The 14,927-nt window shown below is 32.3% G+C and carries 17 protein-coding genes and 1 tRNA gene; 5 read left to right on the top strand and 13 right to left on the bottom strand.

Going from position 1 to position 14,927, the window contains the following annotated elements:
- Window positions 1-6 precede the first annotated feature (6 nt).
- Genes OS191_RS12250 through OS191_RS12240 form a run of 3 tightly spaced genes read right to left on the bottom strand, consistent with a single transcriptional unit; the run spans window position 7 to window position 2,447 of the window.
- Complete coding sequence (locus OS191_RS12250; RefSeq protein WP_267156002.1) at window positions 7-591, bottom strand: DUF6705 family protein; 585 nt, start codon at window positions 589-591, stop codon at window positions 7-9.
- A 14-nt stretch (window positions 592-605) separates the two neighbouring features.
- A complete protein-coding gene (locus tag OS191_RS12245; RefSeq protein WP_267156001.1) occupies window positions 606-2,123 on the bottom strand; it encodes a hypothetical protein in 1,518 nt (505 codons plus the stop codon).
- 24 nt (window positions 2,124-2,147) lie between these two features.
- Complete coding sequence (locus OS191_RS12240) at window positions 2,148-2,447, bottom strand: hypothetical protein (RefSeq protein WP_267156000.1); 300 nt, start codon at window positions 2,445-2,447, stop codon at window positions 2,148-2,150.
- A 267-nt stretch (window positions 2,448-2,714) separates the two neighbouring features.
- On the opposite strand from OS191_RS12240, the gene OS191_RS12235 reads away from it, so the two are divergent.
- Entirely contained in the window at window positions 2,715-3,320 is a 606-nt protein-coding gene (locus OS191_RS12235) for a hypothetical protein (RefSeq protein ID WP_267155999.1), read from the top strand.
- On the opposite strand, the gene OS191_RS12230 is transcribed toward OS191_RS12235, so the two are convergent.
- From OS191_RS12230 to OS191_RS12185, 10 genes are all read right to left on the bottom strand, one after another.
- A complete protein-coding gene (locus OS191_RS12230) occupies window positions 3,315-4,019 on the bottom strand; it encodes a porin family protein (protein ID WP_267155998.1) in 705 nt (234 codons plus the stop codon). The genes OS191_RS12235 and OS191_RS12230 overlap by 6 nt on opposite strands.
- 92 nt (window positions 4,020-4,111) lie before the next feature.
- Window positions 4,112-4,597, bottom strand: a complete 486-nt coding sequence (locus OS191_RS12225) for an ExbD/TolR family protein (protein ID WP_267155997.1) — start codon at window positions 4,595-4,597, stop codon at window positions 4,112-4,114.
- 13 nt (window positions 4,598-4,610) lie between these two features.
- On the bottom strand, window positions 4,611-5,249 hold the full coding sequence (locus OS191_RS12220; protein ID WP_267155996.1) for an ExbD/TolR family protein: 639 nt from the start codon (window positions 5,247-5,249) through the stop codon (window positions 4,611-4,613).
- A gap of 2 nt (window positions 5,250-5,251) precedes the next feature.
- Window positions 5,252-5,671 (bottom strand): hypothetical protein, encoded by a 420-nt coding sequence (locus OS191_RS12215; RefSeq protein WP_267155995.1) that lies wholly within the window; start codon window positions 5,669-5,671, stop codon window positions 5,252-5,254.
- A 25-nt stretch (window positions 5,672-5,696) separates the two neighbouring features.
- Window positions 5,697-6,482: a MotA/TolQ/ExbB proton channel family protein gene (locus OS191_RS12210; RefSeq protein ID WP_267155994.1), complete on the bottom strand. Its 786-nt coding sequence runs from the start codon at window positions 6,480-6,482 to the stop codon at window positions 5,697-5,699.
- A 75-nt stretch (window positions 6,483-6,557) separates the two neighbouring features.
- Window positions 6,558-6,645 (bottom strand) — tRNA-Ser (locus tag OS191_RS12205).
- Window positions 6,646-6,719: 74 nt separating this feature from the next.
- Window positions 6,720-7,751, bottom strand: coding sequence for an asparaginase (locus OS191_RS12200; RefSeq protein WP_267155993.1), 1,032 nt, complete (start codon window positions 7,749-7,751; stop codon window positions 6,720-6,722).
- Between the two features lie 2 nt (window positions 7,752-7,753).
- Window positions 7,754-8,521 (bottom strand): TatD family hydrolase, encoded by a 768-nt coding sequence (locus OS191_RS12195; protein ID WP_267155992.1) that lies wholly within the window; start codon window positions 8,519-8,521, stop codon window positions 7,754-7,756.
- A 79-nt stretch (window positions 8,522-8,600) separates the two neighbouring features.
- Complete coding sequence (locus tag OS191_RS12190) at window positions 8,601-9,338, bottom strand: tetratricopeptide repeat protein (protein WP_267155991.1); 738 nt, start codon at window positions 9,336-9,338, stop codon at window positions 8,601-8,603.
- Window positions 9,339-9,340: 2 nt separating this feature from the next.
- Window positions 9,341-9,922 carry an RNA polymerase sigma factor gene (locus OS191_RS12185; protein ID WP_267155990.1) on the bottom strand — a complete coding sequence of 194 codons (582 nt, stop codon included), beginning with the start codon at window positions 9,920-9,922 and terminating at the stop codon, window positions 9,341-9,343.
- 138 nt (window positions 9,923-10,060) lie between these two features.
- Between OS191_RS12185 and OS191_RS12180 the strand changes: the two genes are divergently transcribed.
- From OS191_RS12180 to OS191_RS12165, 4 genes are all read left to right on the top strand, one after another.
- Window positions 10,061-10,537: a hypothetical protein gene (locus tag OS191_RS12180; protein WP_267155989.1), complete on the top strand. Its 477-nt coding sequence runs from the start codon at window positions 10,061-10,063 to the stop codon at window positions 10,535-10,537.
- 315 nt (window positions 10,538-10,852) lie between these two features.
- On the top strand, window positions 10,853-11,443 hold the full coding sequence (locus tag OS191_RS12175) for a hypothetical protein (RefSeq protein ID WP_267155988.1): 591 nt from the start codon (window positions 10,853-10,855) through the stop codon (window positions 11,441-11,443).
- Window positions 11,444-11,847: 404 nt separating this feature from the next.
- Window positions 11,848-12,891 carry a hypothetical protein gene (locus OS191_RS12170; protein WP_267155987.1) on the top strand — a complete coding sequence of 348 codons (1,044 nt, stop codon included), beginning with the start codon at window positions 11,848-11,850 and terminating at the stop codon, window positions 12,889-12,891.
- A 78-nt stretch (window positions 12,892-12,969) separates the two neighbouring features.
- Window positions 12,970-14,925 carry a PKD domain-containing protein gene (locus OS191_RS12165; protein ID WP_267155986.1) on the top strand — a complete coding sequence of 652 codons (1,956 nt, stop codon included), beginning with the start codon at window positions 12,970-12,972 and terminating at the stop codon, window positions 14,923-14,925.
- Window positions 14,926-14,927 lie beyond the last annotated feature (2 nt).

Below are 14,927 nucleotides of genomic sequence, written 5' to 3'. Positions count from 1 at the left end.
CTCAAACTATTGCTTTATTAACGTGTATTCTCCATTGGGTACAGTTCCATCACCAAAAGCTCCAGTATCCACACTTTTTATTTCTCCATATAGTCTAGCGTCCAACTGTTCTACGCCACTTATTATTCTATGTCGCAACCACAATCGCCCACTTTGATAACTCTTCTGTGGATCATTAAAAAACAGTTGTACTCTACGCTCATCTGTTGTACAATCCTCACAGGGTAAGGGGTGAAATTTATGTAGAATAAGACTTCCTGCTATATAATGTTCAAAACCTTGGACACTCGAGTCGTTTAATAAAGGTAAAGTATTTATTATTAAATCTCCATTTTCAATGTATTGATACTCTCCTATAAGTATATCTCGATAGTAACCTCCAATAAGGAAATACTCTACTTTCTCTAACGTAATTGTCCAAGAAGAATTTCCATTATCCCATTTCCAAGTACCTACAAACTTATCCATGTCGTTGTTCATGTCTTTATAATAGGTGCCAGCAGGCAACTCTGGGTCTGCCATAAATAATGGGGATTGAGCCTTACATGATAAACATGAAATAATTGAAAATAATATAAATATATGTTTCATAAGTTTTTTGTTTTTTAGTTGCAGTTTTCGTCTATTAGTGGATTGTGAGGACCATCATACGTTTTTTTAGTCCATGACCACGTACTATCAAAATTTAATTGATAAAGTGAAACTCCTGATGGATAATCTTGTGTTGAGAATTCCAAAAACTTTTTTTGATGCTTTGTAGCATTTTGAATTTCTCCAGTGTGTTGATTATATCCTTTATACATATAATCTTGAATTTTTAGTGCAATTTCATCACTAGTGGTTTCATCATCAAGCTGTGTTACAAAAACTCCTAATTGACTTAGATCATTAATTTTTAAAGCATAAACTTCTTGAGGTGTTACTAATACATGTACCACTTGATGTTGGTGGTAATTATAACGGTTATAAATTTGATAAAAATTATACAAGTTAACAATATCCTCTGGTGAAAACATTGGAAATAATCCATTTTTTTGATGCATATGGATACCTCCAAAAGAATTACTGTTTAATGTATAACCTGTATAAGTTGGTCCTGTTTTATCAAACGGTACAGGTGTAATACTAACACTTCCATTATTATTATACATATCATATCCTTTTTCATTTTCTTGATCACTATCATCCACATCGCTTGTTAAAGCAGAAATAGCACCAGTAAAAAACGGGTTATCAAGTAGATTTTGCAATTCAATACAGTTTAATATTTCTTCTGTATGGTCTCTAAAATCTTCTGAAATTGGTGGAGATTCATTTATATAATCGAGAATTATGTTTATCATGGTTTCACAACCAATATTTTCAATCATGCTTGCCATTTTATTAATAGTCGATTCATTATCTGCGTTGTTAAGCCATTCTAGTTGTTCAGGTGTTAGGACAACCTCATTTAAACATTCTAACACTTCTTCTTTCGGTGTTTTTGTAATTTCATTTTGGTCTATTGAAGGCAAGGCTCCAACAGCTGGCTCACCATTAGAAGGTGTGCCACTGCCTCCTGCGCCTGTTCCACCTAAATTGCCATTGTATGGAAAATGACCATCATCTAAATCCCAATCGTCCCAATTACCATCATTCTCGTCTGAAGGGTCGGTTGAGCCATTTGTTCCATCATCTGGAGTATCACCCATACCTGGAGGACATGGAACATTATATTCTGTTACAAGAATGTATTGACCAGATGTATTAAGAAATATTTTTTGTCTAATACAGTCACCATCTCCATCAATATCAGTATAAACCCATCCATCTCCTCCAGATGTAGATGCTCCACCACTAGTAGTCCCTGTGCCCCCTCCATTACTACCTAAGCACCAAATAGTTTGGATAGCACCACCATCATCTGGTATATTATACAAACAACCATTTATTAAATGCATTTTTGCATTCATAAAATCTTGAAAATCTATAACATCAATCAAATCATCCTCTATAGGTAAAACAGAAATAAGAAAATGTTTCATTACTCCATTAATGTCTAAAGTGATATAAGAATATATATAAAACTCAATATCTTCCACATTGTCAATAATTACAAAATTTTCAAAGGTAGCTTCTGCCAAAAGAGGAGTCTCAATTTTAAATGACTAAGCTTCACCTCCATTGGAAGTGACATACAGAATTTCTTCTGTTAGTATTGAGAAAGACCCATCGTTAGCATCTATTCTAGAGTTTGAACCAGAGTTTGAATTAGGGTTAGAAGTTTTGTTTTTAGTCTTTATTTTATTAATATCAAAATTCTTTGATATTTTGTTTAAAGACTTTTGTAGCTTAGAGTTTTGCTGTACTTCATCCAAACTAAGAATTTGAGAATGGATGTCTGGATATTCTTTGGAATTGTTTTGTTCTACTCTTTCAAAATCGTCTTTCTGACACGTAAAAAACAAAACATTTAGAAGAAGAAAACAAATTATTTTAAATAATTTGAAGTTTGGCTGTTTGGCTGTTTGGCTGTTTGGCTGTTAATATTTGTTTTTTCATAAACAATAAAATCATTATTGATTAATATTCAATAAACCTATAAAAATAATTCAAAAAATATATACGCAGTAATAGGTATATTTTGGGCTTTTCGATGAAATACACACTTTCTATTACGGTTTTTCCGTAATTATGTATGGAAATCAATTAATTTCTTAATTTTAAACAAAAATTTGAATCAAATTTTAAAAAGTATTTCGTTTATATTTCATCCCATTCTCATGCCCATGTTGGGGGTGGTTTTTTACTTTTCTAAATCGCCTAGGTTTATTCCTATAGAAATTATACGAGCGAAGGTTATCTCCCTATTTATCTTAACTATTTTACTTCCTATTCTACTTTATTATTTATTAAAAAGTATTGGACGTGTACAAACCATTTATTTAAATAGCACACAGGAACGATTACTCCCTTTGTTTTTAAATGGTTGTATTATTGTTTTAGTCATATCTCGCGTGTTGCCTCCAACGGAAATTATTGAATTATACTACTTTTTTATAGGGATCTTAATTTCTACTTTGGCTTGTTTTATTCTAGCCATTTTAAAATTTAAGGCAAGCATTCACATGATTGGAATTGCTGGTGTTACCATGTTTTATATTGCTTTAAGTATCCATTTTAGCATCAATATCAACGGTACTTTGGCGCTTATGTTTATTCTAATTGGAGCTATTGCTACGTCTAGACTTCACTTAAAGGCACATACCAGTATCGAATTACTTATTGGATTTTTTATAGGGTTAATACCTCAACTTATTTTGGTAAACTACTGGTTATAAAATGTAGAAGATAAGTCCAAATTTAACGGCAGACATATCTATAGTATCAGGACCTAATGTGGCATCTTTACTTAAAATAGAGTTTAAAGAATAGTAAATATGAAAATTCCAAGTGTTATAACCTGTACTTAAGGTAAGACCGTATTGGAACTTGTTAAAGTCTTTAATATTGCTATTTTTAATGGTTCCAAGCTCTCCTTTATACTTGGTTGCACTCGCTAGTAAATAGCCCACTTTAAAACCTGGATATACACGCCAGAATCTATATTCTGTGGCAGTCGATGTTCGCCATCTAATTTCAAATGGCAATTCTAGAAGATAGGTTGAGAATTTGTTTTTTGAATAGCTAATGTCTGCATCGCTTAAGTTGGTATATTCTATATTTCCTGCTTCGTTTTCAAATACAAAAATATTGTGATTATAGGAGTTTATAGAAGCCCCCAAGCCTAAGCCAATACCGAAATTTCGTCTTTCGTTTAAGGGGAAATCTCTTATATACCCAAAATGAAAGCCACTAGAGAATCCCGTTTGTTTTACGTTATCTGGTTTATTGGCAAGTAGGTTGTAGGTTATAGCCAAGTAAAATTGATCTTCTTTATATTTAGTATCCACCACTTGTGTGCTATCTACAACAACCTCTTGGGAATAAACTGTAGCGGTACAACAAAAGGCCATTAAAAAGGCTAATATCAGCTTCATTTTAAAGTATAAAAATTACAAGATTAAATATAAAACAAAAGGCGTAATGATTGCTCAAAACGCCTTTAAATAATATAAAATTAAGAGTTTAATTATTGCTTCAACGCTTGTAAGGCATTACCTTTCTTGGTTGTATAATTAATTTTAAGTGCATTTACTTTTCGTAATTCTTGTTTGATATCTGTAACTAATCCCATATTAGCATCACTATCTACTTTTAAAGCAGTGGTTAAAAACGGAATTAATTCTTCTCTTTTAGAAGCGCGTTCTGCAGCAATAAAAGCAGGTATTTCGGATACTTCAGCAAATTTATCGTTTAATTGAATTCTTGCTTCTGTACCATAGGTTGATTTATAGTTACTACTAGGTTTCCCTGCATAAATATACATTACTAAATCTTTCTTATCTAGTTTCTCAACCTGATCTGCAAATGGTAAGTTATTATCAATCATTAGTGTGTTCTGTCTCATAACAGTTGCCACCATGAAAAAGAATAATAACATAAATACAATATCTGGTAAAGACGCTGTATTTACTGCTGGCATTTCGCCTCCCTTTTTCTTTTTAAATTTAGACATATTTTTTGTTTATCTAATTAGACTTTTTAGGTTCTGCTTCAGAGAATTTTTGCGGAATTAAAATTTTAATCTCTTCTAATTTTTCTTTTAAATTTGCTTTTTCTGCTGAAGAAGTTCTAGGGTCTGCATAACGTTTATCTGCTTCAACAAAGCTCATTCCTAAATTAGGAAAACTTCTTTCAAACTCTCTATTTCTTAACTCGTTATAAGCTGCAATAATCTCGTTTTGAACCGCTATATATGTGTCGTATTTAGTGGCTCTATCATTTTGTAACGAAATAATGGCTTTATCAAAATTATCTGAAGATCTAGGATTTTTACTTCCTTGACAACGCTTACATGCGTCTAGACCTGTTCCTCCACCATTGTCTAAAAAGGCAACAGCAGCTTTACGTAAGTCTTTAATCTTGATAATCTTTTCTTCTCCACCTGTTTTTAAGAACAATTGGTTGTTCTTATTCACATTCAGTTGAAAAATGTTTTTCTCTTTAATAATTACGTCTTCTTGTTCCGTATCATCAATTGGAGGCAACTTTCTGTTCAAACCAGAATCTGTCTCGATGGTTGTAGTAACCAAGAAAAATATAAGGAGTAAGAAAGCAATGTCAGCCATAGAGCCGGCATTAACTTCTGGTGCTGATCTTTTTGCCATAATTATTTATTAAATAGATTTTTTATTCCAGAGAAAGCCATAGAACCAATAGCTATAATTGTAAGGGCATAGAATGCGTACAATCCTGCTCCTACATATTTAGATGTTGCTTCTGTAACGTCAGCTCCTTTACTTGTAAAAGGTGTTAAGTCTAAATCTGTTCCTGAAGACATAGCATAAGAAATTACAAGAATAACTAAGAATGCTCCAACAGAGAGTAAGGTCTTTTTAATGTCACCTGCAAATAATCCTTTAATCACGTATACTAAAACTAAAACTAGTATAAGAGCAAGAACTACATAAGTAACATATAACATATTGTCTATCATACCATCATTTCCGGACATAATCATTAAAACGAGTATGAATCCTACTACAGAAAGTAGTCCAACAATAATTTTTAATATTTTATGTAAACTCATTGTATCATGTGTTTTAAGGTTATTATTACTTCTTGTGTCTAATCAATAAATCCATTAAAGTAATTGACGCATCTTCCATATCGTTAACGATACTGTCAATTTTAGCAATAATGTAATTGTAGAAAACTTGAAGTATAATAGCAACTATTAAACCAAATACCGTTGTTAAAAGTGCTACTTTAATACCACCTGCTACTAAAGAAGGTTGCATATCACCAGCAGCTTCAATTTTATCGAAGGCTTGAATCATCCCGATTACTGTACCCATGAATCCTAACATAGGAGCCAAAGCAATAAATAAAGAAATCCAAGATACGTTTTTCTCTAATTGTCCCATTTGAACACCACCATAAGCAATAACAGCTTTTTCAGCAGCTTCGACACCTTCATCTGTTCTATCTAAACCTTGATAGAAAATAGAGGCAACAGGTCCTTTTGTGTTTCTACAAACTTCTTTTGCAGCTTCAACACCACCAGATTGTAATGCGTCTTCTACGTCTTGAGTTAATTTTTTAGTATTTGTTGTAGAAAGGTTTAAAAAGATAATTCTTTCGATAGCGATTGCTAAACCAAGAATTAAACATAATAGAACGATTCCCATAAAACCTGGTCCACCTTCTATAAAACGTGTTTTTAGTTCTTGGTGAAATCCAAGATCTTCAGTTGCTACGTCGTCAGTTGCAGCTTCATCTTGTGATACACTAGCAACTGTTGCTGCTATTGATGCTGTTATGTTTGCAGTTGTATTTGCATTAACAGTTCCGAAAGCCATCATTCCGGTAATGGCTAGAATAGAAAATAATCTTTTCATTGTTCTTGTTCTTAATTTTATTAGTTAAAGTGTTAAAGATATAAAAAAAATACGATTAAAAAATAAAAATAACAGCAGAGAGGAAGGGATTCGAACCCTCGATACCCTTTTGAGGTATACACACTTTCCAGGCGTGCGCCTTCGACCACTCGGCCACCTCTCTAATTATATTATTTAATAATACGATAGGCAAATAACAAAAAAACTTTTGAAAGCTAAAAATTTTGACAGTTAATTTTACGATAATTCTCCCCTTAAAGTGGTTTCAAAGATGGTTTTGAAGGTGTTAGCCGATATTTTTTCTCCTAATAGATACATCAGTTTTACAATAGCAGCTTCTGTTGTGATGTCTTTTCCTGAAATAACGCCTATTTTTTTTAGCTCAGAACTGGTTTCATATTGTCCCATATTAACACTTCCACCAGAACATTGAGTCACATTTACTATTTGAATCCCTCTTTTTAAGGCATTATTTATTAGAGAAATAAACCAAGATTCAGTACTTGCATTTCCTGCTCCATAGGTTTCTAGAATAATTCCTTTTAAGCTAGGATTGTTTATAATACACTCTAAAACAGATTTAGAAATACCAGGAAACAACTTAATAAGCGCAATATTCGTGTCCAATGTTTTATGAACTACCAACTTTTTTTTAGTGTTTGGAACAAACAAGGCATCATTATTTACCTTTATATGTACTCCAGATTCTGCTAAATGTGGGTAATTTAAAGATTCGAAAGCTTCAAAATGTTCGGCATTTAATTTTGTTGTCCTATTACCTCTATATAATTTATATTCAAAATACAAACCTACTTCTCTAATAACTGGCTTATTATTTTTACGTAAGGAAGCCATTTGAATGGAGGTTATTAAATTCTCCTTAGCATCTGTACGTAAATCTCCAATGGGCAATTGGGAGCCTGTAAGAATAACTGGTTTTGCTAAATTTTCCAGCATAAAACTTAAAGCAGAAGCGGTATAACTCATAGTATCGCTTCCATGAAGTAAGACAAAACCATCGATTGTATCGTAATGTTCTTCTATAATTTCGGCCATTTGTAACCAGTATTTCGGATTCATATTAGACGAATCTATAGGCTCATCAAAAGAAACCGTTGAAATATGACAACTTAACAGCTTTAATTCTGGAATTCTTTTTAATAAATTATTAAAATCGAAAGCTTGTAAACCTCCTGTATTTGGGTTTTTAATCATTCCAATGGTACCACCAGTATATATTAAAAGAATGTTTGGTTTGGTTTCTGTCATGCTTATATATTAAAAACGTCTTTTGAATTTTGAGTAGTAATTTCGGCAATATTTTCCTGAGGTAACTTATAAAGTTCCGATAGTTTTTCTAAGACCTTTATTATATAACTACTTTCATTGCGTTTGCCTCTAAATGGTTTTGGTGCTAAATAGGGCGAATCGGTTTCCAAAACAATATGTTTTAAATCGATTTGATTGATAAACTGATCTATTTTACCATTTTTAAACGTCACCACGCCTCCAATACCTAATTTCATATTAAAGGAAATAGCGCGTTTTGCCTGTTCCAATGTACCAGTAAAACAATGAAAGATTCCGAATAGATCTTCACTTTTTTCTTCTTCTAAAACATCAAAAATTTCATCGAAAGCTTCGCGACAATGAATTACGATAGGGAGTTTATATTTTTTAGCCAATTGTATTTGATGTTTAAAGGCTTTCTTTTGAATTTCTAAGGTAGAGGTGTCCCAATACAAGTCTATTCCAATTTCTCCAATGGCATAAAATGAGCGTTCAGCTAGCAATTCTTCCACATGAGCAAGTTCTTTTAAATAATTTTCTTTAACTGAGGTTGGATGCAACCCAGTCATTAAAAAAACATTTTTAGGAAAATCGGCTTCCAACAGAAGCATCGCATCTGTATAAGACGAGTCGATTGCTGGAATAAAAAAGCGAGAGACTCCTACATCTATTGCTCTTTGAATCATGTCTTTTCTATCCTCGTCAAAAGCATCGCTATATAAATGGGTATGTGTATCGGTAATTGTCATTTTGCAAAAGTATAGGTTCTTTTACAAATAACCTTGAGACCTTTCAGGTTTTAGAAACCTAAAAGGTTTGTCCAAGACTTTATTTCAACTTATTAATAAGTTTCTGTGCTTCTTTGAAGTCTTCAGAATCTTTAGGCAGGGTTTTCAATACATTTATACTAGCTGCATCGTCTCCTTGTTTTAATTTACTCAAAGCTAAATACCAAATGGCTTTATTTTTATAAACAGAAGGCGTTTGGATGATATCATCGAAAAGCGCATCTGCTTCGTTGTAATTATTTAATTCTACTAAAGATACTGCTCTATATAATTGTAATTCCATATTATTGGTATCTGTTTTAAGTGCTTGTGAAAAATACGTTTCAGCCTCTTTGTAATTGCGACTATTAAAGGCTGTTTCTGCTTTGCTCAAAACCTCACTTTGTTGTCCTCTAACAGTTAAACTAATCGTGCCGTAATTGGCATAATCTCCATAAACCGGATTTGAAAATTGTTGTGCAAAGAAAAATCCGATGACTAAAATAGCTGCAGCAGCTAAAGAATAATACCACGGATTGATTCCTTTAAACCTTATTTTAGAAGATTCTTCTTTAGCAAAATACTTGGATGAAACAGATTCTAGATTTGCTTTAAAGGCCTTCTGTTTTTCTTCATTTTCTAAATGTGTTTCTAAAAATTTAGAAGCATGAACATAAGTTTTATAAGCTTTATTAAATTCTAAATCGTTTTGCAATCTATTTTCAAAAGCTACTATTTCTACTGCATCTAAAGCTCCAGACAGATAATCTTCAAATAGTATGTAATCTTGTTCTTGCATGGTTAAGATTTTAGGTTTTTAAAAGTTGGTGACTCTTGAATCCATTTGGTTAACTGTCCAATACATAAAGATTTCTTTTTTCTTGCATAGGCATAAGTTACACCTAAACTTTTAGCAACTTCTTCCATGGATTTAATCTTAAAAGTCGCTTTTAAGAGATCTTTACAAGCCTGTCCGAGTTTTTCAAACATGTCCTTATATAAACTGTGTTGTTGTTCAAATAAAGAGGTTTCAAAAGCGAGTTCTTGAGCGTCGTCATCTTTAGATAACACTTCCTCATTAATTGTTACCTCTTTATTACCAGTTTTTTTTAACTGATTGAGCCATTTGCGTTTACAGAGTAAGAAAAAATAGGCATCGAACGGACAAGTAAGTTTTAAATCTTTCTCTATGGCTTGATTATATATCGTGATAATGGTTTCTTGAATAATATCTTGGGCACTGGAAACATCTCCACTATTTTGCTTGATGTAATTAATAACCTTTGGCGCAAACTTATCGTAAATAGCCTGAATTATAAACGCATTGTTTTCAACCAAACCAACTATGTACTTCTGATCTTCGTGAATTTTCTTTTGGCTCATAAACCCTTTATTTTTAACGAATTTAAAAAAACTTCGCATAATAAGGGTAACAATTTTAAAAGGATATTGATATAAGGTTGTAAGCGCAAAAAAACGCGAAACACTAAAAAGAATATTAATCCATTAAAATTTTTAGTTATGAGACATTCACTAATAATTATCGCAGTAGTAGCCTTATCAATAATGCAAGTTAATGCTACAGACAAAAAAGTAATAGTAAACACTTCTAATGAAGTTGTAACAATTGCAAAAGAACATCTAGTCCAAATATTTGATTGGACAGTAACAACTAACAAGAATAGTTATTCAGGTACCTCGCCAGATTTAATTCATGCCAATAGAATGATTTCTCTTGTGAGTTCTGGAGAAGTTGTGTTAGAGAAAAAAATTGAAAGCTTTTATATGTTAAACTATGAAGCTGAAGACAATAACAATAGGTTATATTTTTGGGAAGTAGAAAGCAGTTTTGGTTATGCTAAAGGATTTTCATCTTCTGAAGATGATGCCAACAAAATGATAAAACTTGTAGCAAAAGGCGAAATTATTACCTCAAAAGTTATTATAAGTGGTACGGTTGAAAAAAGCCCAAGAAAAAAAGCCAAACTAAAGAAATAAAGATTGCTATTAATCGGGAACTGAATTATTAATAATGATTCAGTGAAAAGGGACCTTTCATTCATTTGAAAGGTCTTTTTTTTGCTTAAATCAAGTATCCCAAAAATTTGAGATACGTCATCGTGGCAAAAAAATATCAGTCTTTCTAAAACATATTATTCGGCAAAAATCTTTATTTATTAAGGTTTTCAACTTAAAATAATTTTTCAGAAACCCTTCATTTAAAATATTAAAAATAAAATTTAAAAAACGGGTAACAATTTTAAAAGCATATTGATATAAGGTTGTTAGAAACCAATTTAAAGAACAATGATTATGAAAAAATTTAAAACATTCGCAATATTATCTGTAATAAGTCTTTTTGTCCTTTCATCCTGCGATAATGACGATGATATGACAAACAATGTGTGTGACGATTCTTATGTAAATACAGCCATAACAAATGCTTTTTCCACAGCAAATGGATATGACGACTTACCAGAGTATATGGATTTAAAAACACATCAATATCGAATAAAAATAAATGCAGATGGCGAAATTTGCAGTGTTGGGTATCAAAATCCAAGTTCCTGGACAGGAGATTATGTTATTGAAATAATAAACGAAACTTCAAGTGCATCTTATTCTGGTACTCATTCTTTTTCACAAACACAGTTAGACTACCAAATAATTACTCCAGTTGCTGTAAGTGCAGGAGATATTATTAAAGTTATGAGAACCATATCAAATAACACGTCACTTAACGAAACAGTTGGGAGAGTGTTAAGAAAATCTGATTTCACAGATGTACCATATCCAATAACACAAGGCAATGTTGAGTTTTTAAGTTCTAACTTTTACGGTTCTGGAGGACCCGTACCAAATTTAGGACAACCATATATTCCTTTAGGTTTTAAGGTGAATTAAAAAGAACAGAAACGATTGCTAAAAAAGTGTATAAAATAAAGTTATGAGAAAATACTCTCAACTATAGAAATAAAGATTGCTATTAATCAGAAGCTGAATTAGAAGTAGTTCAGCAAAAGGAGACCTTTCATTAATTTGAAAGGTCTTTTTTATCATTATAACATCTCAAAAATTTAGAATCCTTCATAATAAAACGTAGCAATTAATATATGTTTTATATTATCTGACGTTTTGTTTAAAAAAACACCATTTACAAGAATCCTTTATTTAAAAGGGCTTTCAGCATTAAACAGATTTAAAAAAGTTCTTTTAACTAAAATTTCTAAATTAAATGAAAAAACAGGGTAACAAAAACAAGCTTGGTTTTATATAAAGGTGAATAACAATTTAAAACCTATTTAATTATGAAAACAACAAATCAATTTCATCTTAATTCAAACACTTTGAATATGGTGAATAAAACCTTAAAAACTTTTTTCGGAACTGCACTTATGGCTAGTTTGATATTTACCAGCTGTAGTCCGAACGAGGATGTAAATTATATTCCTACATCAGGTCCAGATAGACCAACAGCTCAGGAGTTTTCTAATATTAGACACCAAGCTTTAGAAAATATTACCCAAAACTTTCAATTTAATGCTGACGACGGTTTTATTACTTTAACCTCCACTCATGGTGTTAGTATTTCTATTGATGGAAACTGTTTAACTAAAAATGGCAATGCTGTAACTGGAATGGTAGACCTAGAATACGTAGAGGTGTTTGAAAAAGGAAATATGATTACTACAAACAAACCTACTATGGGAATTATGCCAAACGGAGATAAAGCCTTATTGCTAACCGGTGGAGAATTCTTTTTAGAAGCCACACAAGACGGCGTTACATTAGAAACAAATTGTGTTATGCAATTAGAAGTACCTACTGCATTAACAGGAGGAGCTGATAATGCCATGATTCTTTGGTATGGCAACATAGATGAGGATGGAAATCTGGCATGGGAAGAAGCTGAAGCCGAGCCTGGTACAGATGGAGAAAATACTGTTTTTACAGACCCTACAAACTATTACGTGATGTTTAATCAATTTGGCTGGACTAATATTGACAGATTTTACAACGACCCAAGGCCAAAAACAACTATTAATGTAACAGTTCCAATAGGTTTTAACAACACCAATAGTGGCGTATATTTATCATATGATGGTGAAGATTCTGGACTTGCACAACTGGATGCTTATGATCCGATTTCAGGGAAATTTAGTGAACACTACGGACAAATCCCAATTGGTTTAGAATGTCACTTAATTTTTGTAACAGAAGAGGATGGAAACTGGAGATATGCCGTAAAACCAGTGACTATAGCTGCAGACGGATCTACAGTTTTTAGTTTATCTGAGACTTCTATAGCTACAGAGAACGAACTTATATTACAAATTAATAATCTGCCTTAATTTAACCTTGAGAAAAGCGGTGGTTGTAATAACCATCGCTTTTTGTATTTTAGCAAGGACCTAATTATTCAAAAAATCATGAGAACCAAGTTTACTTTTATACTTTTATGCTGTTGCTTTCAATGGCTTTTTGCACAAAACACACCTTCTCAAGATTCAATTTCTCGTATTGCAACTATTAAACATCAAGAGGAAGGATCAGTAATCCAGTTTTTTCCTGAAACCCCAGCCTTAGAACAAATTGCCGGAGCACCAAAAGCCTTTTACTCTTATTATTGGGAATTTGATGATGGTAGCTTTAGCAAAGAAGAAAACCCAAAACACAACTATAAAACTCCTGGGAATTACGAAGTAAAACTTTGGGCAACCAATCATTACGACACTGGCAAACCTCCTAATTCCAGACCAAAAAAAATTAGGGTAAGTAAAACAGATGCTTCATTAAAAGACGAAGCTTCCATGACTGAAGATTTCACTCTTCAGCGCAATAGAGAACCCATGCCAGAGGAAGATATGGTATTAATTGTAAGCTATAAAAACTATTTAAATTATACGACAAACGGGAAATTATATCTGTTTTATAATGAACAGAAATACAAGGCAAACAACTTTAATGTTGAAGATATAAGAGCCTATCACAACGAAATACATATACCTAAAACGGATTTTGTTTACACTAATAAAATTGACAATTCTGATTATACCTTATTGGCTTCGGCAGAAAAAGAATATTTAGATTTAAAAGTCAAACCCCAAGATTCTACTATAAAAACCAATTTGCCTTTAACCCTAGAAACTTCAAAAGCCTATTATAGGAATTATGAGCAATTTGAGTTTAATAATATGGAACCTAACGAGGAAAGAAATTTATTTTTCACCTTAAAAACACCACCAGAAATGCTAAAAGATACGAGCGCCATAATTTCTGTTAGAGGAGTTTATGTACCAGATGCAAATTTTGACAACCACAAAGTGAAAGACATGGAAATGGAAATTGTAACCTCCCATGACCCTAATAAAATGGCTAGTAATGCAACATTTATGAATTATAGACTAGTACGTTTTAAAACCTTGAAATATAAAATTAAATTTCAAAATAATGGCGAAGGTCCAGCACGAACCATTCGTTTAGAAACGGATATTCCAGAGATGTTGGACAAATCGACTATTGAGGTTACAGATATGTATCCTAAATGTGAAATCTGTCCAAAAGAAGAAGTTCAATATAGCTGCTTGGATACCACCTTTACAGATACTCAAGCCATTTTTACTTTTAAAAACATTTATTTACCTGGCAGTGAACAAAAAAATGTAAAAGTCTACGATTCTACTAAGGGCTTTGTAAAGTACAATATTAAGTTTGCTAAGGATTTTCACAAACAAAAAACTAAGAGTCAGACAGCCATTATTTTTGATAAGAACGAGCCCATTATTACCAATTATGCCACGACAAGATTTGTTCCAGGTATTTCCATTGGTGCCAAAGTGGGTTATAACATGTTTTCAGACTTAAACAATTCTGAAAGTTATTTTTTAGGCGCCACTATTTCACCTTACAAATCCTATCGTTGGTATTGGCAAATAGAATTATTAAACAGTTTTCATACCTACAATGACAATACACTTATTAAAGATGAATTTGTAAGAGGAGCTGCAGGAATTGAGTTTTTACAACGCACTACCACTAATTCAAGTTATAAAAATGTAGATTGGGAAATTCCTGTGCTTATGCGCTACAACGTTAACAATTATATAGGATTGGGTGCTGGCTTGCAAGGCATGATAACCCTAAGCGAAAAACAAACACAAGATATTTTAATTGAACAATTTGAAGGTAATTCAGACGATTTTTTAATGAATAGCTCAGAAATCAGCAGTGAAAGCAAAGATGCTTTTAGCAATTTTAGAACTGGCTTATTGTTTGAAGTTACAGCAGGTTTTGCCCGAATTGGTCCAAGTGTGGGCGCCCGTTATGTGCTAAATTTTAAAGACAATTTTAATTATCTGCAACTCTATGCCATTTGGAAATTTTAAAC

It is taken from the genome of Xanthomarina sp. F2636L, from assembly GCF_026410195.1.
Lineage (GTDB): Bacteria > Bacteroidota > Bacteroidia > Flavobacteriales > Flavobacteriaceae > Xanthomarina.
The sequence above is the reverse complement of the archived record's forward strand: the minus strand, read 5'-3'. Positions and strand labels throughout refer to the sequence as shown.